Source organism: Patescibacteria group bacterium (assembly GCA_028717685.1).
Lineage (GTDB): Bacteria > Patescibacteriota > JAQUNI01 > JAQUNI01 > JAQUNI01 > JAQUNI01.
Genome location: JAQUNI010000001.1, coordinates 376,396 through 399,852, shown reverse-complemented (window position 1 = coordinate 399,852; position 23,457 = coordinate 376,396). Strand labels below are relative to the sequence as shown.

The following is a 23,457-nucleotide window of genomic DNA, read 5'->3' as shown; positions in this document are numbered from 1 at the left end:
ATTTTTCATTTCTTGATAACCCACTTCCCCTTCCTTTTCATTAACTTGCCTTTAATGGTAAATCCTGAAGCCAAGGGGTGCCCGCCGCCGCCGTAACGTTCCGCGATCCGCGCCACGTTCACTCCCCTGCCTAATTCCGAACGAAGACTGGCGCGAATTTTATTCCCTTTCTGTTCCATTAAGAGCATGGCGTATTTGGTTCCCCGAGCCGTATTGATTATATTTACGACGCCCTCTAGATCTTCTGGTTTAGCGCCTAATTCTTTGAGGTCTTTCCGTGTAATTGCGGAAAGGGTTACCCCCTTTTTGCGATCCTGTTTGATGCGGGCGAGAGCTAAGCCCCACACCTTGAGCGCGGAAAGAGACTTGCTTTGATAGGTGGCGCGCGCGATTTTATTTAGGTTTGCCCCCTTTTTCATCAGGTGGGCGGCGATCTCCATGGTATAAGGAGAGGTATTGGCGTGTTGGAAGCTGCCCGTATCCGTAAATATTCCTGTTAAAAGACAAGTGGCAATTTTAGCGTCTATACTTTTAAGGGCTTTAATGATCAAATAAATAATTTCCGAGGTGGAGGAGGCAAGGGGGGCGATTAAATTCAGATCGCCGAATGGTTTTTTTTGCGGATGATGGTCAATATTAACAAGGATTTGATGCTTGATATTGGACCATTTTAAATGCAGACGTTTAACGTCGCTCGCGTCCAAAGCAATTACGACATCAAAGTTTTTTTTGGGAGAAGAGCTGATGATTCTGGCGCTTTGGGGCAGAAACTGTAAATTTTCCGGAATAGGGTCTGGGGTAAATAGCGAAACTTCCTTCTTCATCTTTTCCAAAGCCATACAGAGAGCCAGAATTGAGCCCACAGAATCTCCATCCGGATTTTCATGGCTCGCGATGAGAAAAGTGTTATATCCTTTTAAGGCTTTAATCACTAAATTAAAATCTTTTCTGTGCATTATATTTTTTATGGAGGGCGTGGCTTATTTGAAGCCCGCTTGTTCAGATTAAATAAAATTAAACCCCTTTGGGAAATTCCGCGTTAAGAAGTCTGTTAATCCTGTCTGCTTTTAATTCAGTTGCGTCCAAGACAAATTTAAGGCGGGGTATTTTTCTTAAGACTAACCTTGCGTTGAGAAAGGATTGTAGCCTGCCCGCGTTTTTTTGTAAAGTCTTGAGAATGTTTTGACCTTTTTCAAAGGGTAGAACGGAGACCCAGATTTTCGCGTGATCTAAGTCGCGGGAAGTCTCCACCTTGGTGATAGTGGTTAATGCGTGACGATTCAAAAAGACTTCCGTTAAAAAAGCGCGGCTAAGCTCTTGTTGGATTAAGCTATTTAATTGAAGAATGCGGTGGGACAAATCAGTTCAAAATTCAAAGTGTAAAGTTCAAAATTACAATCTAAAGCATCATTTTTAATTTTGAATTGCAATTTTGCATTTTGAATTTTGCATTTTGATTTATTTATAGTGTTTTCTTTTTCTTTTCTATTTTATAAAATTCCAGGATATCTCCAATTTCAATCTTCACGTCGCCCAGGAATTTAATGCCGCATTCTTGGCCATTTTTGACCTCTTTTACTTTTTGCTTGTTGCTTTGCAACTCCGTTATAGTTCCTTCTCCAATCATTTGACCTTTTCTTTGAACGCGGATATGGCTCTCTCTTTGGATCGTTCCTTGCGTGACTTTACCGCCTACGATCATCTTGCCCTTTTCAGTGTGAAAGATGGCGAGTATCTCTAACTTGCCCAATTCCACTATCTCCTCCTCCGGTTCAAGTATTTCTTCCAGACCTTCTTTTATGGCGTCAATGAGTTCATAGATAATCTCGTAAATATTAATTTTCAGTTCGAGCTGCCTAGCCAATTTCTTAGCCACGGTAGTGGTCTTCACCTCGAAACCAATAAGTTTGGCGTTGGTGATGTGGCTTTTCAAGACATCCGATTCTGTTATATTGCCTACCCCCTCTTGAATAATATAGGGCGCGACCTCGGAAGATTGCACGCGAGCCAAGTTTTCCAGAATTGCCTCTTTGGATCCTTGGCTGCCGGCCTTGATAACAAGATTTAATTTTTTAATTTTGGGGTTCGATGCTTTTTGGTTGATGAGCGTCAGTATTTTCTTTTCTTGAGGGGTGAATTTCTCGCGATTAATTAAGGATTCTTCTCCGTTCTGCACGATACTGCCGACCTCTGGCACTTCCTTAAACCCAACAATCTTGACGGGCTCGGAAGGTCCTGCCTTTCGAATTATTTGACCGCGGTAGTCCTCCATCATTTTGATTTTTCCTTGCGCAGATGCTGCGGTGATTATATCCCCTATCTTAAAAGTGCCGGATTGCACCAAAACCGAGGTTTCTGGTCCCTGCCGAGAAGAAAGATGAGACTCAATGATTGTGCCTAGAGCAGGACCGGAAAGAGGGGCTTTTAACTCCTCCATTTCCGCGACGACGATAATAGTTTTTAGAAGTTCCTCTACGCCTTGACCCGTTTTTGCCGAGATTTCCACAAGAGGCACATCGCCTCCCCATTCTTCAATTTGCACGCCTTCTTGAGCCAGTTCTTGTTTTACCTTATCCACTTTAGCATCTTGCTTATCCATTTTATTAATCGCTATGATCATCGGGATTTTAGCGTTTCGGATATGAGTAATTGCTTCCTTGGTTTGCGGCTTCACCCCGTCATCCGCGGCGACAACCAAAATAGCAAGATCAGTGAGGCGCGCTCCTCGCGCCCGCATGCTTTGAAAAGCCTCGTGTCCGGGGGTATCAATAAAAGTGATCCGATGTTTTTTATATTGAATTTGGTAAGCGCCGATATTTTGGGTAATCCCTCCTGCCTCTCCGCCTGCCACATTAGTTTTGCGAATATAATCCAAAAGAGTGGTTTTGCCGTGGTCCACATGCCCCATCACTGCTACTACTGGCGGTCGTGTTGAAAGTTTTAAGATCTCTTTATTGGAAATATTTTCTCCAACCGGTTCTTTGAGGTTTTCCTCTGCTTTGCCTTGAGGCGCTACCTGATATCCTAAATCTTCGGCAATGATGGCGGCGGTTTCATAATCAAGCTCTTCATTGATGGTGGTGTAAATATTGTTTTTAATGAGTTCTTGCATTACCCGCGCGACAGGCAAATTCAAAACAGAAGCCAAGTTTTTGACCCTGACCATACTAGGAATTACAACTATCTTGGGAGCTTTATTTAAATCCATAAATTTTAACCATTAACCTTCCCTTTTGATGGTTTTATTGTTCGATTGCTTGCCCTGCACCCTACGTGGCGCAGGGTTCTATTGTAAATCAGGGAAAATTTGCTTTTTATAACAATTGCACAATTGAGCAATAGAGCAATGGAATTTACTTCTTCTTATTCTTAACAATCTGATAAATCAAAGCCGCAATTAAGAAAATAGCGCTGATCCAGAAGAGACATAAAATCAATTTAACCAAGCCCCAGAAGCCGGTAAAAACTAAAACTAATCCCGCGATCGCAAGGCCGATGAGCCAGCGCACAGGCACCGGCAGATAATCCGCAAAAATACCCGAGATATTATAAAACGGTTCTTTAAAATATTTTTTAATATTTTGGCGGTGTTTGCCCATAGACCTTTTGTGAAATAATTTTTTCGTTACGAAATTGACGGATTTCGAGCGAAAATGTTGAAGGGCGCCGCGCCCGCCATCGCTTCGCTTCAGGCGAGGCGGGCGGGAGGAAGCTGTATTTTACTCTAAAATACAGCGACGAGCCCTGAAACATTTGCAGCCGAAATCTAGCAATTGCAGTAGAAAAGGTTATTTTGCAAAAGGTCTATAAATTAATTAAATGCTCTTTCTTTCCCCACAATCACTCTTAATTTACGGGGCAAAATTGTAATAGTCGCCGGCGTGCGGCCTATTTTTTGCAAATCGCCCAAGATATCAATTTGCTCTTGGCGCGGAGACAAGATTTCAATTTTACTCGCGCGAAACACAGAAGTCTTAGGAAGCAAAGAATATTTTTCTGATTCTATGAGCTTTAGTTTTTTTAAAAGAGAGAAGCGGGAAAGATTCGCAGTCACAAACACATTCAAAATTCCGTCGCAAGGATTGGCAAGAGGTAAGGCTTCCCTTTTTAAAGATAAATTTACGAAGGCGGCGTGAAATAAGTTCAGGCGGACTTGAAATTTACTGTCAATTTTAAGAATAACATCCTGGGGCCGATAACGCAGGGATTGAAGATAAGATAGGTCCCCTTTTTTATTGCGTTCCTCATCCCGTCCCCCGAAACCGCAAACCGCTTGGGTGAGAAAATATTCGGAATTAACCTTCCCGACGTCAATAATTTTAATAATCCGTCCGGAAATAACTTCGCAAGCCGGCTCGTTTATGGGCACTCCGAGACCTTGGCTGATAAAGTTTGGCTGCCCGACTGGGATGACACCGATCGTGATTTCAGAGAGAGGGGTTTCACTCTGGTTTAAAACAGTATGCGCGATTTTTTTGAATGTGTAATCATTGCCTACGGCGATAATTGTGCGTTTTCCCTGTATTAGTCCTTCTAAAACAATCTCCTCTAGGTTTCTTAAAGGACGGACATGGCTTGCTTCGCCCGCAATGGCAAGATCGGACAGTCTAATTTCAATCCGGTCCAGGATTTTACGATATTTAGGATTTTCTAAGAAAGAATCGTAGATATAGTAATACATTGGAGAATTCTCAATTTCTATTTTTTAATTTTTGATTTTTAACTAATTTTTATTTGCTTAATTTTTATTGAAAGAAAATAAGGCAATAATACAATAAAAATTAGCTAAAAATTAAGAAATCAAAATTAAAAATTTGGTTTAAAAATGCAAAAATTAGAAATTTAATAAAAATTAGAAATTGAAAATTAAAAATTCCCTTATTTATTCCATCACCTCTTCCACTTCAATTTCCGTTTCTCGGTCAGTGGGAAGAGGCATTTGGCATTGACCTTGGAAAATAGCGCCCGGAGAAATGGAAATAATCTTGGCTGTGATGTCGCCTTCCACTTGTCCAGTTTCAGTAATTTCCAAAGCTTCCTCTACGGTAATATTACCTTTAATTTTGCCCGCGATTACCGCGTTCAAGGCTTTCACGTTTGCGGAAATAACAGCCTGTTCCCCCACGGCTAAATTTTGGCTGGTTTGCACATTGCCTGCCACTTGTCCGTCAATCCGAACATTGCCCTCGGAGGACAACTCCCCCTCTACTTTAACCGAAGGTCCCACAATGGTTTCCGCTTGAGTTTCTTCGTGATTTTTTTCACTCATAAAGATTTTAGAAGGATTTTTGGAAGACTTTCAAAAAAGCGAGTCTTCCTATTTCCTTGGGTTAATGGCTTCTAATTCCTCTTTGGTTAAATGATATGGCGATTGGCCATTTTTGACTGGTTTGGCGTAGATGCGATCATTGTTTCTGTTGCGGAGATTAGAGACTACTACGCCGTTTTGGTGTTGGTCTAAAAGGGCAATGCTGAAACTTTGGTCGCCGCCTTCCCCGGGAAAGGCGTTAAATCGGACGATATTAGTTTTTTGAATAGTGAAGCCTAGATTTTTTTCCAGTTCGCGGGTAAAATTTTGCAGATCTTTTAATTCTTCGGAATGTTTCTTGAGATGCTGGTTCTGCAGATTTAAGATTTCTTCCAAATTACTCCCCTTGGCTTGTTTGAACAATTCTCTGCTCGCGCTGCGGATTTTAAAAAGATAGTGATGCAGATAGAAAGTCCAGATCGCTAATAAAAGAATTAAAATAAGCGGGATCAAAATCCAAACCATTGATTTCAAGATTAATTTCTAGTTTATTATATCTTCATTTGGGCTTGTTTGTCAATTTAAAGAATAGAGGCTAGAATATAGAAGCTAGAATCAAGAGTCAAGAAGTGAGGGCAAATCTTAAACTCCTTATGAAATATTTACAAAGCCTTGAATTACGAGACTCACTCCCCCTGCACGAGCCTGCCTGCCGGTAAGCAGGGGGGAGATAGAGGGGGTGGGAGCTTCAGAACCCCATCCTTCCTCCCCTTAGAAAGGGGAGGATTATCCCCTCCTTTCCAAGGAGGGGTTAGGGGAGGTTCTGATCCAGACCCCCACCTCCCACAGGTCTAAGAGGGAGGAATATTTTATTACTTTATGGAAGTTGCGTAATTCAAGGTACAAAGTGTTTTCAAGATATTGAACCGCAACAATTTATTTGACATTTTAAAGTATTTGTGATATGATAAAACCATCATAAAAAGGATTTAAATGGTGGTGCTATGCTACTATATTGGGTTACTTGATTTACAATGAGGTGAAGAAATGCGAAAGATGATATGGTTAGTTTTAGTGTTGGTAGTGTGTTTTCCTGGCTGTTATGTCGGGCTCTCGCCCGTGGATGAATCTGGCTATGAGTTGAATGTTAAAAATGAAACTTATGGGGTAGAAAGTATCAGTATTAGGATTCAGGGGGACTTTTATTACAATGGCAAGCATTATAGTTCTGCGGAATTCACGGTTGGCTATACTGAAACCGTGACCGTGGAGCCAAAGGCTGATACCTATATCAATGTTACCTACCTCGCGAAGGCCAAGAAGGGGAATTACAGTTATAATCTCCATTACTGCGAAGAGATTTGTATTGACCCCAGTGGCTACTTGTTTGAGATGGAGAGCCCATATTCCCTTTCAGATTATTATGGGTGGTCGTAATGTTTATCTCTTACGTTACCAGAACTTTGGTAACGTTTTTTTATTGTCTTCGCTCCTTGATTATGCTATATTTATTTTGGAGTCGTCATTGCGAGGAGTCCCGAGCTTGTCGAGGGACGACGAAGCAATCTCATCGAGATGCATTTATACAGATTTAGGAGATCACTAATAGACAAAGATGCATTTCATCAACAAATAAAGTAGTAATCCCATGAGCCATAAAAATCGTTTTCACAAAAACAAAAGCCGCAAGTTTCGTAAGATGCATCATCTGTCTGGCGCGCCAGTGATCCAAAATGAAAGAGTCCCCGCACCTGGAATTGAGAAGGTGCAGGAGGAAACGCGAATAGACGAATTATTGAAGCCTGAAGAGGAAGGGCAACCAGGGATTCTCCAAGAGCCGCTGGGGAATTTTAAGCCGGAGAAGAAAATCGCTAACCCCGTTTTGTTGCATTCCTCGCTTCAGGATTTGCGCCAAGCAATGTATCTCTCCTTGGGATTTACCGTCTTTTTGATTGTTTTGTATGTTTTTAAATTAAAAACCAATCTTTTTGCATTGGGAGTGGACTATTTGTATCGCGCAATGCGTTTTTGACAAAACCCCTATCTTCAAAATCATTTTCAGTGATTCTTAGAGCAAAAAGCAGGTTTGAAACCTGTTTTTATTATTTTTGTAAGCATTATTGGGAATATTACTTCGCCAAGGGAGGATAAAACTTCTCCCCTGCCTACCTGCCGGTAGGCAGGGGGAAAGATTTTCTCCCTCCCTGACAAGGGAGGGTTAGGGGTGGGTTGTTAAATTTCTTTGCGGAAGGTAGAAGTAATGAGCTTCGCAATACTACAAATAAAAAAACCATCATCTAGTTTGATGATGGTCATATTTTTTTTAGAATCCCATTGCACGCAATTTTTTATCTAGCTCAAGTTTTTCCTCTTTAGTTAAGTTAGCCCTCTCAAATAATTCTGGGATTTTATCAAATTTGAATTGTGAACATAATACTCGCACTTTAGCTATTAGTGAATCTATTTTGTTAGGACTATTCACAATCTCTTTTATCATTTTGTCTAAATCGCAACATTCTACTGTCTTGGACAATGGGACATTCTGCGCTTGTTCAATAATTTCCATTTGCTTTCTAAATCTTGCCCGTCTTATTTGTTCCTTTTCAAGATCCTGTTTCTCCTTGAATTTGTCTTGTTTTCTTATATTTAGCCAGACCCAAATTTCGCAAAAGAGCGCTACGATAGCACAAATAATACAAGATATTCTTAGAATTTCCCGTTGAAAAGGGGTGGCTGACAGCATTACCGAAATTGGCAACACTAAAACTCCAATAACCAACAATAAAATAAGAGACCCCATAGCTATACATATCAGAACAAGATTCTTCATAATCCAATCCTCCTTCGAAAGGGCTCCACAAAATTTTTTACTCGTAGTTCTTTCAATAATTCAATCTTTTCCTCTTGTGTTAGGTGGATTTTAATCCTCTTATACAATTCGGAGATTTCATCAAAGGCATATTGTCTGCCCAATTCCTCCGCTTTGGTTATGAGTGAGTCTATTTTGTTAGGACTATTCATAATCTCCTCTGCCATTTTGTCTAGATCTATCTCTTCTTTACTCGTCGCACTCGTTGTTTGTTCTATAATTTTATTTCTCTCCTTCTCCTGCTTTTGACATGTTGTGCAATTCTGTGGATTTTCAGTCAGTGGTTTTTTCTTGCTCTTGTGAGGATAGTGAGCATAGATAAAACCGCCTGCTCCGGCCAGCATTAGATAGATTGCTAGAATTTTGAGTTCAGAGGAGCTGATAGCATGATCCCAAGTTATAACAGCCACTATCAGAAACAACAACCCAAGCATTATCAGTAAAGCGAATTTCATAAAACTTCCTCCTTTAGGGTGAATTGTGTAAAAAGAACGGTTTATATTAGTAACCGGTTAGTTTATATGATCTTAAAAGTCTTGTCAATACTTTTGTCAAGTTTCATATATTGACACTATATTTACCCTATGATAACATAAAATTAAGTTGACAACATTATTGACAAATAAGGATGTTAAAGCATCTTCAGAAAATAGGTTTGACCGAGAAAGAAGCCAGGATATATTTGGCGAACTTGGAGCTCGGTCCCTCAAAAATTCCCGATATTGCCCGTAAGTCCAAAATTAAAAGAACCACTGTTTATGTCGTGGTTGATTCTTTAATCCAAAAAGGGCTGATGAGTTATTATCAGTCCAAGAATACCAAGAAATTTATCGCGGAGGAACCGCAAAAATTGAATTTTATTCTTAAAGAAAGGCAAAGCGCTTTAAGGGAGATAATGCCGCAATTGGAAGCATTAGCGAAAAATTTGGAGGAGAGAAGGCCGGAAGTGCGTTTTTATGAGGGCAGAGAGGGGTGCTTTAGTATTTTGGAACAAACATTAGAGAAACCGCATAGCGAAATTATGTATATTGGCTCTGTGAAAGATATTTATAAGATTATTAGCCGAGAATATGATTATGAGCATTATATTCCTTCACGATTGAAGAAAGACATTAAATTTAAAGCACTGGTTTTTTTTGATAAAGACGCATTGCTTTTAAAAAAGACAGCTAAGGAGAATTTACGGGAGACCAGATTCTTGCCTGATGGTTATTTTTTTCCTAGTTCTATGTTTATTTTTCAGGATAAAATAGCCCTTATATCCTCAATTAAAGAATTGATAGGTGTGGTTGTTCAAAGTCCTGATTTGGCAAAGATGGAGGAACAAAAATTTAAGCTTTTGTGGAGTTTAGGTATACAATAAGCAAGGTTTCATTTTAATATGCTGTGAATTACGAAACTCACCCCCCCTGCCTGAGGGGGAGATGGAGGGGGTGGGAGTTATATTTATTTGAGACCCCTCCTGGTCTCCCGCTTCCCAAGGGGAGGAATATTTTATAATTCTACGGAAATTTCGTAATTTAAGGAAATCAAAAATGTTCCACGTGGAACATTTTTTAATATTTTTTTACATATCGGATAGTAACATCTTCTATGCATTTGTCAATATATATATTTTGGCTTGTGTTAAATGAAAAATGTAGTATATGGATAAGTAGATGGAGTTATCCACAGGTTAAACTACTAAAAAAATGAGATGCAGAAAAGAATCTGATTATGCAATATTATTTAGTTTTTGTAAAGAAATTGCCCAAATAATCCCTAAGATAAGCCAAAATAAGAGCATTCCTTGTTGGAGATCATAAAAGTAGTGGTCTAAGCAGCTAATAAAGAGGTAAGCAATAAAAATCCAAAATATAATTCCGATTTCAGGGTCGTTTCTAATCTGCCCGAGAGCGTGAGTGATGGTTAGGTATAAAAAGGTTAGAAAGATTAATAAACTGGGGAGCCCCGTCTCTGAAGCCATAGCTAAATAGAGATTGTGGCTTGGTTGATAGCGCCAAGCCGGCAGGTCCGCCTTCGTAAAATCGGAGATGCTTAGCACGAAATTGCCTATGCCAACCCCTAAAAATGGGTGTTTGGCAATTGCGAGCAAAGCAATTTGGTTTAAAAACGCGCGATTGGACAGAGCGAAATCCCCAGAAGAATCACTAATCGTTTGACGAGTTAGAATTTGGGGTTGGAGAAAGTAAAATAAGGTTAGGGCGGTAATAATAATGATACCTAGTGGGGGAGCGTAGTTTTTGATTTTGTGGAGGTTAATGATGAGCAAGCCTAATAAAGCAATGATGAGCCCTAGCCAAGCCGTGCGGGAAAAGGTGAGGGTGATGGTGATGGTAAAGAGAGAAAGAATAAAAAGAAGAATGATTTTTAGAAATTTGCCCCATTTTACTCTTGGTATTTTGGTCCAGAGGTAAAAACAAAATAAAATAGTGGCGATTAAAAAGCCGCCTAAAATGTTGGGGTGGGGGAAGGCGCCGTAAGCCCGGATAATTTTGCCGCCATTGACGACTATCTTTGCCACGCCAATTATGTTAGGGGCAAGGTCATTCTCGCCTAAAATTTTGAGACCCAGAGAATGTTGGTGAAAATACTGTCCTACTGCAATTATTCCCTGTGCTATTCCGCTAGTCAGTAAAAATAAATATAAAAGCAACCGTAATTTTCTGGAGCCAAAGTTGGAGACAATAAAAATAAATAGGAGAATTACTTCTCCTAATTTTAATAGGCGGAAGAGGGCAATGTTTAAATTTTGGGCATTAATTAAGGAAAAAAAAGCAATGGCGAGCAGGGTAACCAGCAGCCAGTAACCAATAATCAATAATTTATTTTTCTTTTTAAGATTTAGTATGCCCTCACGGAAATAATTTAAGACCCCCCTAACCCCCCTTATCAGGGGGGTATGTTTCTCCCCTGACAAGGGGAGATAAAGAGGGGTTATAATATTCCGTAATCTTAAATGATTTCTAGAAATAACAAGTTCGCCAAGCCAAAAAATCAAACTTAAGAATAAAAGAATATCTGAAACATAAATACTGATTGCCGTCCATTCATTAAATTCTCCCGCAATAGGGTAATAAAAAAAGATATGCCGTTTCTGGAAGGGGATAGATAAGGCAAAAAGAAAAAAGAAAAAATATTTCAAAAAAGTGATGCTATTTTTAGTCTTAATTTTCATTTTCTATTTTTAGTTATTCTCCTTATTCTAGCATCAGAAAAATTTACAAGCAATGAGTTTGAGAATATAATTGAGTAGACATAACATCATTCACTTTTTACTTTGATTTGCCCGCCAGTGCCTTTGCCCCTGTAGTTCAACGGATACCCGCCCGACTCGCCTGACGCCCTCATAGTTCAATGGATAGAACAAGGGACTCCTAAGCCCTAGATTCTGGTCCGATTCCAGATGAGGGCACCAGACGAGCCAGGCGGGCGGGAAACAAGGGACTTTTACCCTGCATTCAATCTATGTTTTAACGTATGCTTAGTACTGCGGAGATTATGGTTCGCCACGGGATGAACCCGTGGCGCCCCGAGTTCATCTCGGGGCGACTCTTCTTGAGGGGCACAGGCTTGTGAGCAGGCGGGTTGGGCGAAAAATCAGTTGGCGGTTTTGTTTAGGGAAAATTTTTTTAATCATACACATATAAAACTTAAAGAAATATATTTTAAGCACCGACTGTGGATGTTATTACTACTATCTGCACTCATTATTTTTGTTATCTTTTTAGTACCGATACTCATATGGACACCTTTTTCTAAACTATTTACCGAACCCGAAAGTATCAAAACTTTTGTTCTTTCTTATGAAAAATGGGCGATTTTGGTCTACGTTTTGTTAAGTATTGTTGTGGTAATTGCGCCACCAATACCAAATGACGTCGTCCCGATAGCTGGCGGTATTGTTTTTGGGTTCTGGAAAGCATTAGTATTTGGCCTTATCGCAAGAATAATTGGTTCGACCATAAATTACTGGCTAGGAACAAAAATAAGAAAAGGAATATATATAAAGCTAATTAATGAAGAAGAGCAAGAAAAGTTAAAAAAATATACAGAAAAAATTGGATGGCAGGCAGTTTTTATTTCCCGTTTTCTACCGAGCACTGATACAGACTTGATAGCATATATTTCGGGGATAGCGAAAATGAAATATCCAACTTTTATTCTTGTGTCATTTCTTGGAATGATTGTGCCAGTTTCTGTAACTATTTTCATAGGGGCGTCATTGCTTACAAATAAATACCTGTTTTTTGCTTTAATTGCTTTTTATGTAATTGGTGTATTGTTCGCTCCCAAAATTATTAAGAAACTACTTAAGGGTAAAGTTCCAGTTTCTTAAGAATTTGCCGTCCAAAACATGATTATCGAGAAACTTTATCAATTCATTCGAAGATTGCGACTGCGTTTCAATCGTTTTCGATTTGAGTATCAGCTGCGTAGAAAAAACAAGCACTTCAAAATCGTTATTCCCGAGCATCACAGGGGAAAGATTAAATTTCTCAAATACTTTTCTACAGCCATAACACTATTATCCGCATTCATTATTTTTGATTCTGTGTGGGTCGCTTTTGCATTTGGTTGCGTGGTGTATTTGATATCATTGCTCTTGGAAAAGACGGCGTTTGCACATCCTCATGCATTTATTCATCTCTTACCCGATTTTGAATTGGACCCAGATAAATGGGTCGGTGTTGGCTTCGGGTACGCCACGCCACCGGGTGGTAAATATAATATCCCATTGGTCTCAATGATGATAACTGATTTGGAATATGCAAAAAAGCTTGAAGGTCTTTTTCTGAAATGGACTTAAGGAAATTATGAGGATGACTCAAAAAATGTGCAAATTATTGTTGTGGTTACCAAACCCAACGAATATATCTTCTTATGCTACCCGAGTCCGAAAAGACCCATAGCACAGAATTTCTTTCAAAGCGCTCGAGATAAGCTTCGCAATTCTTCACTTGTAGACGAAGTTACAGAGCATCATTTAACACTCGTACTTGGCAAACGATGCGAAGTAGGCAAAGATTCTTATTTTCCCAAGTTTCGGTCCAGATATCGCTCTGGAATTCCGGTTGCATTTGAATTCGTACTTCCTCCATTCGATCAGCCAAAGCCGACTCCCGAAATACCAGCTTTTATATTTTTTGACTTCTCAATAAAAGATAAGTCAGAGTTGACGCGAAAGGATTTTGCATACGATGCGATTTGGTCATTTAAACGCGGAGGTAAATGGCAGGGTCTAGACCGAGAAGCTAAAAAAGAATCTGCTGCCAAGAGAAAAACTGTCGAAGAACCTCATAAAAAATACCTGCCCCGTTAGATTTGCGAAGCAAACAGAAGAATATCAATCCAGAATTGATTTTTATAAGCAGGAATTAAGTAATTTTTTAAAAAACAGAAAAATCCCATAAAATTTTCACATTTGTTCTTTTTATAAAGATGTAAAAAGTAGTTCTATTAAGCTTAAATCAGCAATCTTTTTGCTGAAAAAAGAGGTGTTATTATGAATCAGCCGGAAGAAGAGCGGGAGAAAATGTTGCGGAGAGTTTCTGATGAATTCCGCGTAATGCTAGCACAAGATGAAGATAACTTTGGTTATTATGGTGACTTTGATCATTTCAAAAAGCTTGCGGAATTCAAGCCAAAGTGGCAAACGATCCCTAATAAAGGAATAATAAACAGAATCAGAAGGCATTTCTATAGGGTCTTTACCGAAGTATAGGAGGAAATTAATAATGAATTTGCGTTGTGCCACTGTGTATTGGTTTTCACCCTTTAAAGAACTGAACCTGCAAGAAGTAGGTATAATGGGCGGGATTGAAATTCCCTTAGACCGATACCCGCCTGGAATTCAGGTGGGGGAGACATTCATTCCCGTTCAAGAAGCTTGTATAGAAGAGCTTCTAAAAATAAAAGTTGTCCGTAAGCCGATTGTGCCTTGGTTTTCTCGAAAATCCGTGAAAAATCTGGTGAGATATGTTAATCTCCAGAAAAAGAGAGGCGGAAAAAGAATTTTAGCCGCTCCAAATTTGAAGTCGCATTCCAGAGTCCATTTATTAGTGGTGCTGTATGCGAAGGGAAGAGGGCTGGAAATCACGGCTAGCGATGGGATGATTATAGACCAGCAAATATGGAACACGGATCAGCCCGCTTATAATCCTTGGCAAATCGTAAAAATCTTAGCCATTGTCAAGACAGGCAATGAGCTTAAAGTTTCTTCTTCTGATACGCCAGGTGAAAAATATGAAGGGGTACTCACTTGCGCAGACAAAAGGGGAGGGAGAAATTTGATCTTTAAAGTGAACCGTCTGGGCGTAGGCGAGATGAAGCTCTTTAGAGAGAATGCAGAATAATATCCATTGCTCCTTGCGGAAAGCCAAGGAGTTTTTTTGTCAAATATTTTGTTTGGTTTAATATGGATTTTTAGATGAATTTCCTTTATAATAGATTAATACTTTTTTTGCCGTGTTGAAGGTCTATATTAGATTCCACAACTAAATCATAGGAGGTGAAAGAATTTAGTTGGATTTGTTCATTGTAATAAGAATACAACAGACTCATTAAAGAAATGTCAGGAAGGAGGATAAGGGGAGATTAGAGGGGAGTTGAATTCCTCTCCCCTGACAATGGAGGCTATATATAATCTAATCGCATTTCGCAATTCAAGGTAATAAAATGTCCTTACTCTCCGAAATTGAAAAAAAATTAATCAATGACGGTCAAAAAATTATCATTGGCGTTGATGAAGCGGGCAGAGGCCCTTGGGCCGGGCCGGTCATCGCGGCGGCGGTTTTTCTGCCTTATAATGCGCAGGGTAATCTTTTTTTGAAAGAGATTGCCGATTCTAAAAAAATCAACCCGGAAAAGCGGGAGGAACTTTTTAGGCTAATCGCAGCTGAAGGCCAATATGGTTTAGGGGCGGCGAGCCCATATTTAATTGATGAACTGAATATCTTGGGCGCCACTTTTCGGGCAATGAGAATAGCAGTGCGAAATTTGGCTTTAGGGCTTCGCAAAAAAGTTGATTGCGTTTTAGTGGACGGCAATCTTGAAATTCCCGCTTTTCCTTATGTTCAAAAGACAGTTGTGAAAGGAGATGGTTCGGAACGTTTAATCGCCGCCGCTTCCATTATTGCCAAGGTGACGCGGGACAGGATTATGTTTGCCCTCCACCAAAAATATCCCCAATATGGCTTTGATTCCCATAAAGGTTATGGTACAATAGAACATAGAGAAAAGTTGGCGCAATTCGGACCGTGCGCGATTCATAGAAAGAGTTTCGGACCGATCAAGATGTTGTTAGATAATTTTTAATTTTTATTTCTTATTTTTTAGCTAATTTTTATTTATTTATTGGATTATTGTCTTATGGTAATGACAATAAGAATTAAGCAAATAAAAATTCGTTAAAAATTAAAAATCAAAAATTAAAAATTTTTACTCTTATGCCTAGAATTGAAGGTTTTATTAAACCAGAAGAAGTTTTAGACCGCGTGGGTTTAAAACAAGGAATGAAAACCGCGGATTTAGGCTGCGGGGCGGGTTTTTTCATCCTGCCGGCGGCAAAGATTGTTGGCGAGAAAGGGGTGGCTTATGCTATTGATATTCAGCACTCTGCTTTATCGGGGGTGGAAGATAAGGCGCATATGGAGGGTTTGGATGATATTGTAAAAATGGTTTGGGCGGACTTGGAGGTTTATCAAAGTACAAAGTTACCCGATAACACTTTGGACTTAGCTATGCTGGTTGACGTTTTGTTTCAAAACGATAAACCACAGGAAATTTTCAAAGAGGCGAAACGGATCACCAAGGAAGATGGCAAGATTTTAATCATTGATTGGAAACTCCAGGATTTGCCCTTTGGGCCTTTGCCGAACAATAGAATTTCAGAACACAAGGTGAAGGAGCTTGCTCAAGATTTGGGCTTAGATTTGCTTGATTCTTGGGATCCGAGCCCTTATCATTACGCGTTGGTCTACAAAAAATAATTTTAGGATTATGTTGAGGAAGCAAAGAGTGGGGAGGCTAGGCGAGAATTTGGCTTGTCGTTATCTGGAGAAAAAAGGCTATAAAATTTTGGAGCGCAATTTTCAAAATAGAGAGGGGGAGATTGATATTTTAGCTTGGGACAAGAAAGCCAAGATGTTGGTTTTTGTGGAGGTTAAGACAAGGACAGATGGGGATTTTGGCGAACCGCAGGAAGCGGTTGATTTTTTTAAACAAAGAAAATTATTAAAGACCGCTTACGCTTATCTGAATCATAAAGGAATGGAACAGGATTTTCGCATTGACGTGGTCGGCATTACTTTGGATTATCCGAAAAGGTCGGCGCACTTGGAACATTTTAAGAATGCGGTGGAAGAATAATTCCATTGCTTCATTGTTTCATTGTTCAATTGTTTGGTTATTATTAAAGCATTGCTCTTAAAAAACGATGTGATCAACAATAGAACAATTGAGCCCTGCACCCTACGTGGTGCAGGGCAAGCAATAAAACAATGAAATAGTTGCCTTTTTAAAGCCCTGTGCTATACTTCAAATAGTGAGATTGTGAATGGTCAGCAAATCCTGTTTTGGACAGGATATTTTTATAAAATTATTTTTTACAACATTCTAAAAATTAAAATGTCTTTATGAACAATTTTATCAACAAAGAATTTGACGCGGCAATTAATCAAATCTGCGATGAAAAGGGGATTAGCCGTGATGTCGTTTTCGGAACCGTGGAGGCGGCGCTCGCCGCGGCTTACCGCAAGGATTATGGAAAACCCAATGAAAATGCCAGAGCCAAATATAATCCTAAAACCGGCAATTTTGACCTTTTTGACGTGAAAGAGGTAGTGGCGGACGATGCCGAAATCAAAGATCCGCGGAAAGAGATTATTCTCTCGGAGGCCAAGCAAAAGAAGAAAAAAATAAAAGTGGGCGATGAGCTTATCACTCCCATAGACCCCCCTGGCGATTATGGTCGGGTGGCAGCCCAGACCGCGAAACAGGTAATTATCCAAAGGATTCGCGAAGCCGAGCGCGATGCGCTGTTTCTCGCCTTCAAGGGGCGGGAGGGCGAGCTTGTGAACGGAGTGATCCAAAGAGTGGAAGGGAGCACGATTTTTGTGGATTTAGGGCAGACTACCGGTTTTGTTCCGCCTTCGGAGCAGGTGCGCAACGAGCGTTACCAAGTGAACCAGAGGCTAAAAGTTTATATTACCGAAGTGCGGGAGGGAGCGAAGGGGCCGGAAATTATTCTGTCGCGCACCAGCCCGGAAATTATTAAGATCCTTTTTGGTCTGGAAGTGCCAGAGGTGAATTCTGGGGTAGTGAAAATTAAAATCGTGGCTAGAGAAGCGGGTTTGCGCAGTAAAATCGCGGTTACAAGCAGCGACAGAGAGGTGGATCCTATCGGCGCTTGCGTAGGTCAGCGCGGGTCCAGGGTGCAAGCCGTGATTAATGAAATTAATGGCGAAAAAATTGATATTATTGAATGGAGCGAAGATCAGGCGCGTTTTGTGACCAATGCCCTTGCTCCGGCTAAAGTGTCTCGTGTCCAATTAAATGAAAAAGAAAGGCTGGCTCGCGTTTTTGTCGCACCCGATCAATTGTCTTTGGCGATTGGCAAAGAAGGGCAGAATGTGCGCCTCGCCGCCAAGCTCACGGATTGGAAGATAGATGTGAAAGCCGTAGAGAAAGAAAGTGTGAAAAAGGAAATTGTGGAAGAACCGAAGGTAAAAGAAACAAAAACAGAAGAACCCAAGGCGGAAGAAATAAAGTCTGAAGAACCAGAAAAGGAGGCAGAGAAGAAAGTTGAAGAAAAAGTGAAATCCAAAGAGAAGAAAAGTAAGACTAAGGCTAAATCAAAGGAGAAAAGTAGTCAGGAGGGATTATAAATTATCAACGCAATTCCCATTTTTAATTTTTTAAGACTTTGACCTTTTGCAACTTTAGTAAAAAGAGGTTGGCGGAGTTCATTCTTTAGCATTCTTAATATTTCTTATTTTGTATTTTTTATTTCTTATTCGTTTCTTATTTTTTGTTTTTTGTTTTATGAATTTTTAAAAATAAATAAGAAATAGTTAAATAAGAAATGAATAAGAAACAAGAAATAAGAAATAAAAAATGCTTTGTATTTATGCTTGTTCTTACTGCCTTGACTGATGGGTGATCACCCGAAGCGTGAGACTTTGATTCATTGTACATTGACTTTTTAAATATACAAACTATAATTTTAGATTATCATTATTAAATTTTTCAAAAAATCATGTCTGCTATTATCTTTTCCGTTATTATTGCTCTTTTGGGTCTTTTGTTCGCTTTCTTTCTGGCTATGAAAATTTTGCGTCAGGATGCAGGCACGGAAAAAATGCGCGAGATCGCCGCGGCAATTCATGAAGGAGCGATGGCTTTTTTGCATAAAGAGTATAAAATCATCGCCGTTTTTGTTTTAGCTTTTGGTTTTGTTTTGTATATTGTGTTGGGTTACAAAACCGCCGGAGCTTTTTTGTTGGGAGCGATTTTTTCGGCGCTGGTAGGCAATATCGGCATGCGGATTGCGACGCGCGCCAATGTGCGGACTGCTCAGGCTTCAGCAAAAAGCGTGAAAGATGGTCTGTCGCTTGCTTTTTCCTCGGGTTCGGTGATGGGATTATCCGTGGTTTCCGTGGGGCTTTTGGGCGTAGCTTTATTATACTGGCTCGTGCGCGACCCTAGGATTATTTATGGTTTTGGCTTTGGCGCTTCTTCCATCGCCTTGTTCGCGAGAGTAGGAGGCGGGATTTACACCAAGGCCGCGGATGTGGGGGCAGATTTAGTCGGCAAAATAGAAAAAGGCATTCCCGAGGATGATCCGCGCAACCCGGCGGTAATAGCGGATAATGTGGGCGATAATGTGGGCGATGTGGCGGGTATGGGCGCTGATCTTTTCGAATCTTATGTGGATTCTATTATTGCGGCGATGGCAATCGCTGTTTTGGTCTTTCCAGCGACTTTGCAGGGTGATGCCGTAGCTCTGCCCTTGCTTTTAGCCGCAGTAGGTATTTTAGCTTCCCTTTTTGGCAACATTATCGTTCAGGTCTCTCGTGGTGCCAAGAAAGTGAGCAGTATTTTAAATCGCGGCATTTATGGCGCCGCTCTCTTGATGATTGTCGGATCTTATTTGGTGGTAGAGGTTTTTCACATTGTTGACGACATCAAAATTTTTTACGCCACCTTAGTGGGGGTAGTGGCAGGCGTAATTATTGGTTATGTGACCGAATATTACACTTCAGATAATAATAAGCCTACCCAAAGAATCGCGGAGAGTTCAGAGACGGGAGCGGCTACCAATATTATTCAAGGACTTTCTTTGGGGATGTTAAGCACGATTATTCCAGTTTTGGTGATTGCCTTAGGCATCTGGGCAAGCTATGCTTTGTTTGGCCTGTATGGCATTGCCATTGCCGCTGTGGGTATGCTTTCTACTTTAGGGATCACGCTCGCGGCGGATACCTATGGTCCCGTCGCGGATAATGCCGCCGGCATTGCGGAAATGGCGGGTATGGGCAGGGAGGTGAGAGAGCGCGCCGAAAGTCTGGACGCTGTGGGCAACACCACTGCCGCTATGGGTAAAGGATTTGCCATTGGATCCGCTGCTTTGACCGCTCTAGCTTTATTCGCAAGCTATACTGAAAGTATTGGTCTTAAATTTATTGATATTAGCGATCCCAGAGTGATGGCGGGAATGTTTATTGGGGGCGCGCTTCCTTTCTTTTTTTCAGCTTTGAGCATGCGGGCAGTCGGTAGCGCGGCAATGGAAATGGTGGCAGAGGTGCGCCGCCAATTTCGGGAGATTGAGGGTTTAATGGAAGGCAAAGCAAAACCAGATTACAGCCGCTGTGTCTCTATATCCACCAGCGCGGCTCTCAAGAAGATGGTTCTGCCCAGCATTGTCACTATCGGCGCGCCGCTTGTGGTTGGTTTTGGGATGGGAGCCGCCGCCTTAGGCGGTCTTCTGGCGGGCGCGACAGTAACTGGATTTTTGCTAGCCGTGATGATGGCTAACGCCGGCGGCGCCTGGGATAATGCCAAGAAATACATTGAAAAAGGCCATTTAGGCGGCAAGGGTTCTGATAGCCATAAAGCAGCCGTGGTGGGCGATACGGTCGGCGACCCCTTTAAAGACACTTCTGGTCCCGCCTTGAATATTTTAATTAAACTAATGGCTATTGTTGCCTTACTTATTGCTCCTTTGCTTGTTAAAATGATTCATTAAATAACTCCCCAAAGCTTTTTTGGAGGACTCCGCTCTCGGGTAAAAAAGGGGTTTTCACTCCTTTTTATCTTTTCAGAGATTAAGTAGGGGGGATTAAAATTAAACAGAATGAAAATTGAATCCAAAAAATTACCTCAATCGCAAGTGGAATTAAATATGGAAGTGGACACGGAGGAAATTAAGCCCTTTTTAGAATCTGCCAGCCGGGAGATTGCGCGGGGAATCAAAATCAACGGATTTCGCCCCGGCGCCGCTCCTAGAGCATTGGTGGAAAGACAGGTGGGCAGGGCGCAGCTTTGGGAAGAAGCCGTGAAGTTAGGCTTGCCTTCTTTTCTTAAAGAAGCATTTACCGAAAAGAAGATGGATGTTCTGGGCAAACCCCAGATAAGTATTTTAAAAATAGCGCCGGACAATCCCTTGCTTTTTAAAGCAGTGGTAGCCGTGATGCCGGAAGTAATTTTAGGCAGTTATAAGAACGTAAAAGTTGCTAAGCCGAAAGTAAAAAAAGTGACGGCGCAAGACGCAGAGGACTTGGTGAAGAAGTTGCAGGAGATGCGCGCCGCGTATATTACTGTTTCCCGTGAAGCGCGAAAGGGAGACCGCGTGGAAATTGACTTCAAATGTTATTTTAAAAACAACCTTGTTGAGGGGGGAGTCAGCCAAAATCACCCTTTAATTTTAGGGCAAGGGCAATTTGTGCCAGGCTTTGAGGATCAAATTCTAGGGATGAAGAAGGGTGATGAAAAGGCGTTTAATTTAAGGTTTCCGAAGGAATATTTGCATCAGCGTCTCGCCGGGCGTTTAGCGCGCTTCAAGGTCAAAATGAATCTGGTGCAAGAGGTCAAAATCCCTGAATTGAGCGACGAATTCGCGCAGAGCATAGGTCCGCGTTTTACTTCTTTAGCGATTTTAAAAAAGAAACTGCGGACAAATCTTCAAACAGAGGCAGAAATGAAGGCGCGGGAAAAATATGAACTCAAAGTTTTAGACAAGGTATGCGCTTCGGTAAAAATAGAAATCCCTCCTGTTCTATTAGACGCGGAAAAAGAAAGGATGATGCAGGAACTAAAGAAAGATATAGAGAGTCAAGGAGGCAGGTTTGAGGATTATTTAAAAAGCATCAAAAAAAGCCGCGCCGATCTGTTGCAGGCTTGGGACAGGGCCGCGGAGAAAAGGATTCAAACGAGCTTGGTACTGCGGGAAATCGCGCGTCGCGAGAAAGTCCGTGTCGCAGACAAAGAGATAGAAGCGGAAATAAATGAAATGTTGAAACTTTATCCCAAGACATCAGAGGCAAAAGATAAGTTTAAGAGTCCTGTCTATCGCGATTACATTCAGAGTTTAATTCGGAATAAAAAGGTAATCAAGATGTTGTGTCCTGAATAATTTATTTTAACAATTGAACAATAGAACACTGCATCACGTATGGTGCAGGGAGCAATGGTTCTCTATCTATAAGAGTGGGGATAAATCTTTTGACAGGGTTTAATCCCTATGCTAAGCTATAAATTAGCAGTTTTGGATGCATTTTAAGGATATCTAATTCGCTTAAAGAGGAGTGAGTTATATTGTCTCAAAATATAATTTCTTTCTTAAGTTGGACGGCAAGGAAAAGAAGGAAACAATATCAGACAAATCCAGAAGAAATAGAGGAAGCAGGCAAACAATTTAATCAAAAATTAGACAAAACCCTTTCTCAGGTGCAGGTTGATCCCACGATAAATAAGGTTCATCTTTCAGGTAGTTTAGCAAAGAAAGCAGAAAGGTCTTTTATTTTTTTCAAAAATCATATTAAACGGAGCTCTTTGCAAAAGGCTCCCCGAAATTTTCTCCCCTTCGCGCCTTCTTATGTTGTGCATTTAACGGTAATTTTGATTGCTTTATTGGTGGTTTGGAATAATATAGAGGGTCGCAAGGATCAAAACCAAGGCGAGGAAAGACAGGGTACGAGTATTTTATTCAGCGGTATTTTAAAAAGCGAAGAGGAACGTTTGGTGGAAAGCCGCAATGATCCAGAAGCTCTCCCTCGCGGCATAGGCGGTTTCACCTCGGAAGTGTCAGCTACCGTTTTGGCTGCGGCGGATAATAGCGAAGAGAGAGGAGGATCCGCATCCGATCCTGCGGCTCTCCCGACAGTGCAAGGTAATGCCTTGATTCCTTTGCCTCTTTTGGAACAAGAGGTAAAAGCCGGACCCGTGGAAGAAGCGCGCACAGAGGTGGTGCAGCACATCGTGACCCCTGGAGAATCGGTAAGTTCCATTGCTTTGCAATATGGGTTGAGCGTAGCCACTATTCTTTCCGCTAACAACCTTTCCGAAACGTCTTATATCCGCCCGGGCGATATTTTAAAGATTCCTCCCGTTTCAGGGGTTTTATATACTGTTAAATCCGGTGATACCTTGGGTGAAATTTCCAAGACTTATCAAGGGGATCTCCAGAAGATTGTTGAATATAATAATTTAGGAAGTGAGGCGAATATTCAAATCGGTCAAAGTTTAATGATTCCGGGCGGGAAGATCCCGCCTCCCCCGCAGTATGCGCCGAGCGAAGAATCTTCCCGCGCTTTGGTTTACGAGCCTCAAAATGAGGAAAAGGAATCTCCTTCCATTCCCGCGAAAAGCAAAGGGGGTTGGATTTGGCCTACGACTTCACATAGAATCAACCAGTATTACAGTTATCGTCATCATGGTGTTGATATTGATGGCGATATTGGTTCGCCTATTTATGCCGCTGCCAGTGGTTCCATTACTTTTTCCGGTTGGCGAGGCGGTTATGGTAAAAACATTATTATTTCTCATCCTAATGGTACTGAAACGCTTTATGCCCATTTATCCAGTTATAAAAGGACTGTTGGAAACGTGAAGGCTGGAGAATTAATCGGCTATATGGGTTCTACCGGCTGGTCCACGGGTCCTCATTTGCACCTTGAGATTAGAACAAGTCAAGGAGCGGTCAATCCTTTAAATGTGATGAGATAGTTTTTCCTTGACAAAATTGAAAAAATAGTGTATTTTGTTAACAGTGAATAAAGTGAAAGCTTTTTAGGTCGACCTTCACTTTATTTATTGAAATAATAAGTTAAGTAAGTCCAAA

25 protein-coding genes and 1 tRNA gene are annotated in these 23,457 nt (G+C 40.9%); 16 read left to right on the top strand and 10 right to left on the bottom strand.

What is annotated here, in order from left to right:
- Window positions 1-5: 5 nt before the first annotated feature.
- The 7 genes from PHW01_02035 to PHW01_02005 all read right to left on the bottom strand — a co-directional run bounded on the left by PHW01_02035 (window position 6) and on the right by PHW01_02005 (window position 5,773).
- Window positions 6-956, bottom strand: coding sequence for a bifunctional oligoribonuclease/PAP phosphatase NrnA (locus PHW01_02035; GenBank protein MDD5626772.1), 951 nt, complete (start codon window positions 954-956; stop codon window positions 6-8).
- A 58-nt stretch (window positions 957-1,014) separates the two neighbouring features.
- Window positions 1,015-1,359, bottom strand: a complete 345-nt coding sequence (rbfA, locus tag PHW01_02030; protein MDD5626771.1) for a 30S ribosome-binding factor RbfA — start codon at window positions 1,357-1,359, stop codon at window positions 1,015-1,017.
- 103 nt (window positions 1,360-1,462) lie between these two features.
- Window positions 1,463-3,208: a translation initiation factor IF-2 gene (gene infB / locus PHW01_02025; protein ID MDD5626770.1), complete on the bottom strand. Its 1,746-nt coding sequence runs from the start codon at window positions 3,206-3,208 to the stop codon at window positions 1,463-1,465.
- A 145-nt stretch (window positions 3,209-3,353) separates the two neighbouring features.
- Window positions 3,354-3,599, bottom strand: coding sequence for a hypothetical protein (locus tag PHW01_02020; GenBank protein ID MDD5626769.1), 246 nt, complete (start codon window positions 3,597-3,599; stop codon window positions 3,354-3,356).
- A 212-nt stretch (window positions 3,600-3,811) separates the two neighbouring features.
- Window positions 3,812-4,681, bottom strand: a complete 870-nt coding sequence (locus tag PHW01_02015; protein ID MDD5626768.1) for a diacylglycerol kinase family protein — start codon at window positions 4,679-4,681, stop codon at window positions 3,812-3,814.
- 201 nt (window positions 4,682-4,882) lie between these two features.
- Window positions 4,883-5,269 carry a polymer-forming cytoskeletal protein gene (locus tag PHW01_02010; protein MDD5626767.1) on the bottom strand — a complete coding sequence of 129 codons (387 nt, stop codon included), beginning with the start codon at window positions 5,267-5,269 and terminating at the stop codon, window positions 4,883-4,885.
- A gap of 48 nt (window positions 5,270-5,317) precedes the next feature.
- Window positions 5,318-5,773, bottom strand: a complete 456-nt coding sequence (locus tag PHW01_02005) for a DUF4446 family protein (GenBank protein ID MDD5626766.1) — start codon at window positions 5,771-5,773, stop codon at window positions 5,318-5,320.
- A 522-nt stretch (window positions 5,774-6,295) separates the two neighbouring features.
- Between PHW01_02005 and PHW01_02000 the strand changes: the two genes are divergently transcribed.
- Window positions 6,296-6,685 carry a hypothetical protein gene (locus tag PHW01_02000; protein MDD5626765.1) on the top strand — a complete coding sequence of 130 codons (390 nt, stop codon included), beginning with the start codon at window positions 6,296-6,298 and terminating at the stop codon, window positions 6,683-6,685.
- 211 nt (window positions 6,686-6,896) lie between these two features.
- Entirely contained in the window at window positions 6,897-7,280 is a 384-nt protein-coding gene (locus PHW01_01995; protein MDD5626764.1) for a hypothetical protein, read from the top strand.
- A gap of 291 nt (window positions 7,281-7,571) precedes the next feature.
- Here PHW01_01995 and PHW01_01990 read toward each other — a convergent pair whose 3' ends face one another.
- Together PHW01_01990 and PHW01_01985 are read right to left on the bottom strand one after the other, a co-directional pair.
- Window positions 7,572-8,078: a hypothetical protein gene (locus PHW01_01990; GenBank protein ID MDD5626763.1), complete on the bottom strand. Its 507-nt coding sequence runs from the start codon at window positions 8,076-8,078 to the stop codon at window positions 7,572-7,574.
- The gene (locus PHW01_01985) at window positions 8,075-8,572 is read right to left on the bottom strand and encodes a hypothetical protein (GenBank protein MDD5626762.1); all 498 of its coding nucleotides are present in this window, start codon (window positions 8,570-8,572) and stop codon (window positions 8,075-8,077) included. Before PHW01_01985 ends, PHW01_01990 begins: the two co-directional genes overlap by 4 nt.
- A gap of 173 nt (window positions 8,573-8,745) precedes the next feature.
- Between PHW01_01985 and PHW01_01980 the strand changes: the two genes are divergently transcribed.
- Window positions 8,746-9,480 carry a helix-turn-helix domain-containing protein gene (locus tag PHW01_01980; protein ID MDD5626761.1) on the top strand — a complete coding sequence of 245 codons (735 nt, stop codon included), beginning with the start codon at window positions 8,746-8,748 and terminating at the stop codon, window positions 9,478-9,480.
- Window positions 9,481-9,831: 351 nt separating this feature from the next.
- Here the strand turns inward: PHW01_01980 and PHW01_01975 are convergent, their stop codons facing one another.
- The gene (locus tag PHW01_01975) at window positions 9,832-11,295 is read right to left on the bottom strand and encodes an O-antigen ligase family protein (GenBank protein MDD5626760.1); all 1,464 of its coding nucleotides are present in this window, start codon (window positions 11,293-11,295) and stop codon (window positions 9,832-9,834) included.
- A gap of 165 nt (window positions 11,296-11,460) precedes the next feature.
- Here PHW01_01975 and PHW01_01970 point away from each other — a divergent pair.
- From PHW01_01970 to PHW01_01910, 13 genes are all read left to right on the top strand, one after another.
- Window positions 11,461-11,535: transfer RNA gene (locus tag PHW01_01970), tRNA-Arg, on the top strand.
- 267 nt (window positions 11,536-11,802) lie between these two features.
- The gene (locus tag PHW01_01965; protein MDD5626759.1) at window positions 11,803-12,456 is read left to right on the top strand and encodes a VTT domain-containing protein; all 654 of its coding nucleotides are present in this window, start codon (window positions 11,803-11,805) and stop codon (window positions 12,454-12,456) included.
- A gap of 18 nt (window positions 12,457-12,474) precedes the next feature.
- On the top strand, window positions 12,475-12,927 hold the full coding sequence (locus PHW01_01960) for a hypothetical protein (GenBank protein MDD5626758.1): 453 nt from the start codon (window positions 12,475-12,477) through the stop codon (window positions 12,925-12,927).
- 27 nt (window positions 12,928-12,954) lie between these two features.
- A complete protein-coding gene (locus PHW01_01955; protein MDD5626757.1) occupies window positions 12,955-13,440 on the top strand; it encodes a hypothetical protein in 486 nt (161 codons plus the stop codon).
- Between the two features lie 183 nt (window positions 13,441-13,623).
- Window positions 13,624-13,842 carry a hypothetical protein gene (locus PHW01_01950; protein MDD5626756.1) on the top strand — a complete coding sequence of 73 codons (219 nt, stop codon included), beginning with the start codon at window positions 13,624-13,626 and terminating at the stop codon, window positions 13,840-13,842.
- Window positions 13,843-13,855: 13 nt separating this feature from the next.
- Window positions 13,856-14,473 (top strand): hypothetical protein, encoded by a 618-nt coding sequence (locus PHW01_01945; GenBank protein ID MDD5626755.1) that lies wholly within the window; start codon window positions 13,856-13,858, stop codon window positions 14,471-14,473.
- A 322-nt stretch (window positions 14,474-14,795) separates the two neighbouring features.
- Window positions 14,796-15,434, top strand: a complete 639-nt coding sequence (locus PHW01_01940; GenBank protein ID MDD5626754.1) for a ribonuclease HII — start codon at window positions 14,796-14,798, stop codon at window positions 15,432-15,434.
- A gap of 131 nt (window positions 15,435-15,565) precedes the next feature.
- Window positions 15,566-16,108 (top strand): class I SAM-dependent methyltransferase, encoded by a 543-nt coding sequence (locus PHW01_01935; GenBank protein MDD5626753.1) that lies wholly within the window; start codon window positions 15,566-15,568, stop codon window positions 16,106-16,108.
- Window positions 16,109-16,118: 10 nt separating this feature from the next.
- The gene (locus PHW01_01930; protein ID MDD5626752.1) at window positions 16,119-16,487 is read left to right on the top strand and encodes a YraN family protein; all 369 of its coding nucleotides are present in this window, start codon (window positions 16,119-16,121) and stop codon (window positions 16,485-16,487) included.
- 266 nt (window positions 16,488-16,753) lie between these two features.
- Window positions 16,754-18,004, top strand: coding sequence for a transcription termination factor NusA (gene nusA / locus PHW01_01925; protein MDD5626751.1), 1,251 nt, complete (start codon window positions 16,754-16,756; stop codon window positions 18,002-18,004).
- 371 nt (window positions 18,005-18,375) lie between these two features.
- Window positions 18,376-20,364: a sodium-translocating pyrophosphatase gene (locus PHW01_01920; protein ID MDD5626750.1), complete on the top strand. Its 1,989-nt coding sequence runs from the start codon at window positions 18,376-18,378 to the stop codon at window positions 20,362-20,364.
- Between the two features lie 108 nt (window positions 20,365-20,472).
- The gene (gene tig, locus PHW01_01915; GenBank protein MDD5626749.1) at window positions 20,473-21,750 is read left to right on the top strand and encodes a trigger factor; all 1,278 of its coding nucleotides are present in this window, start codon (window positions 20,473-20,475) and stop codon (window positions 21,748-21,750) included.
- A gap of 182 nt (window positions 21,751-21,932) precedes the next feature.
- Entirely contained in the window at window positions 21,933-23,342 is a 1,410-nt protein-coding gene (locus tag PHW01_01910) for a M23 family metallopeptidase (protein ID MDD5626748.1), read from the top strand.
- Window positions 23,343-23,457 lie beyond the last annotated feature (115 nt).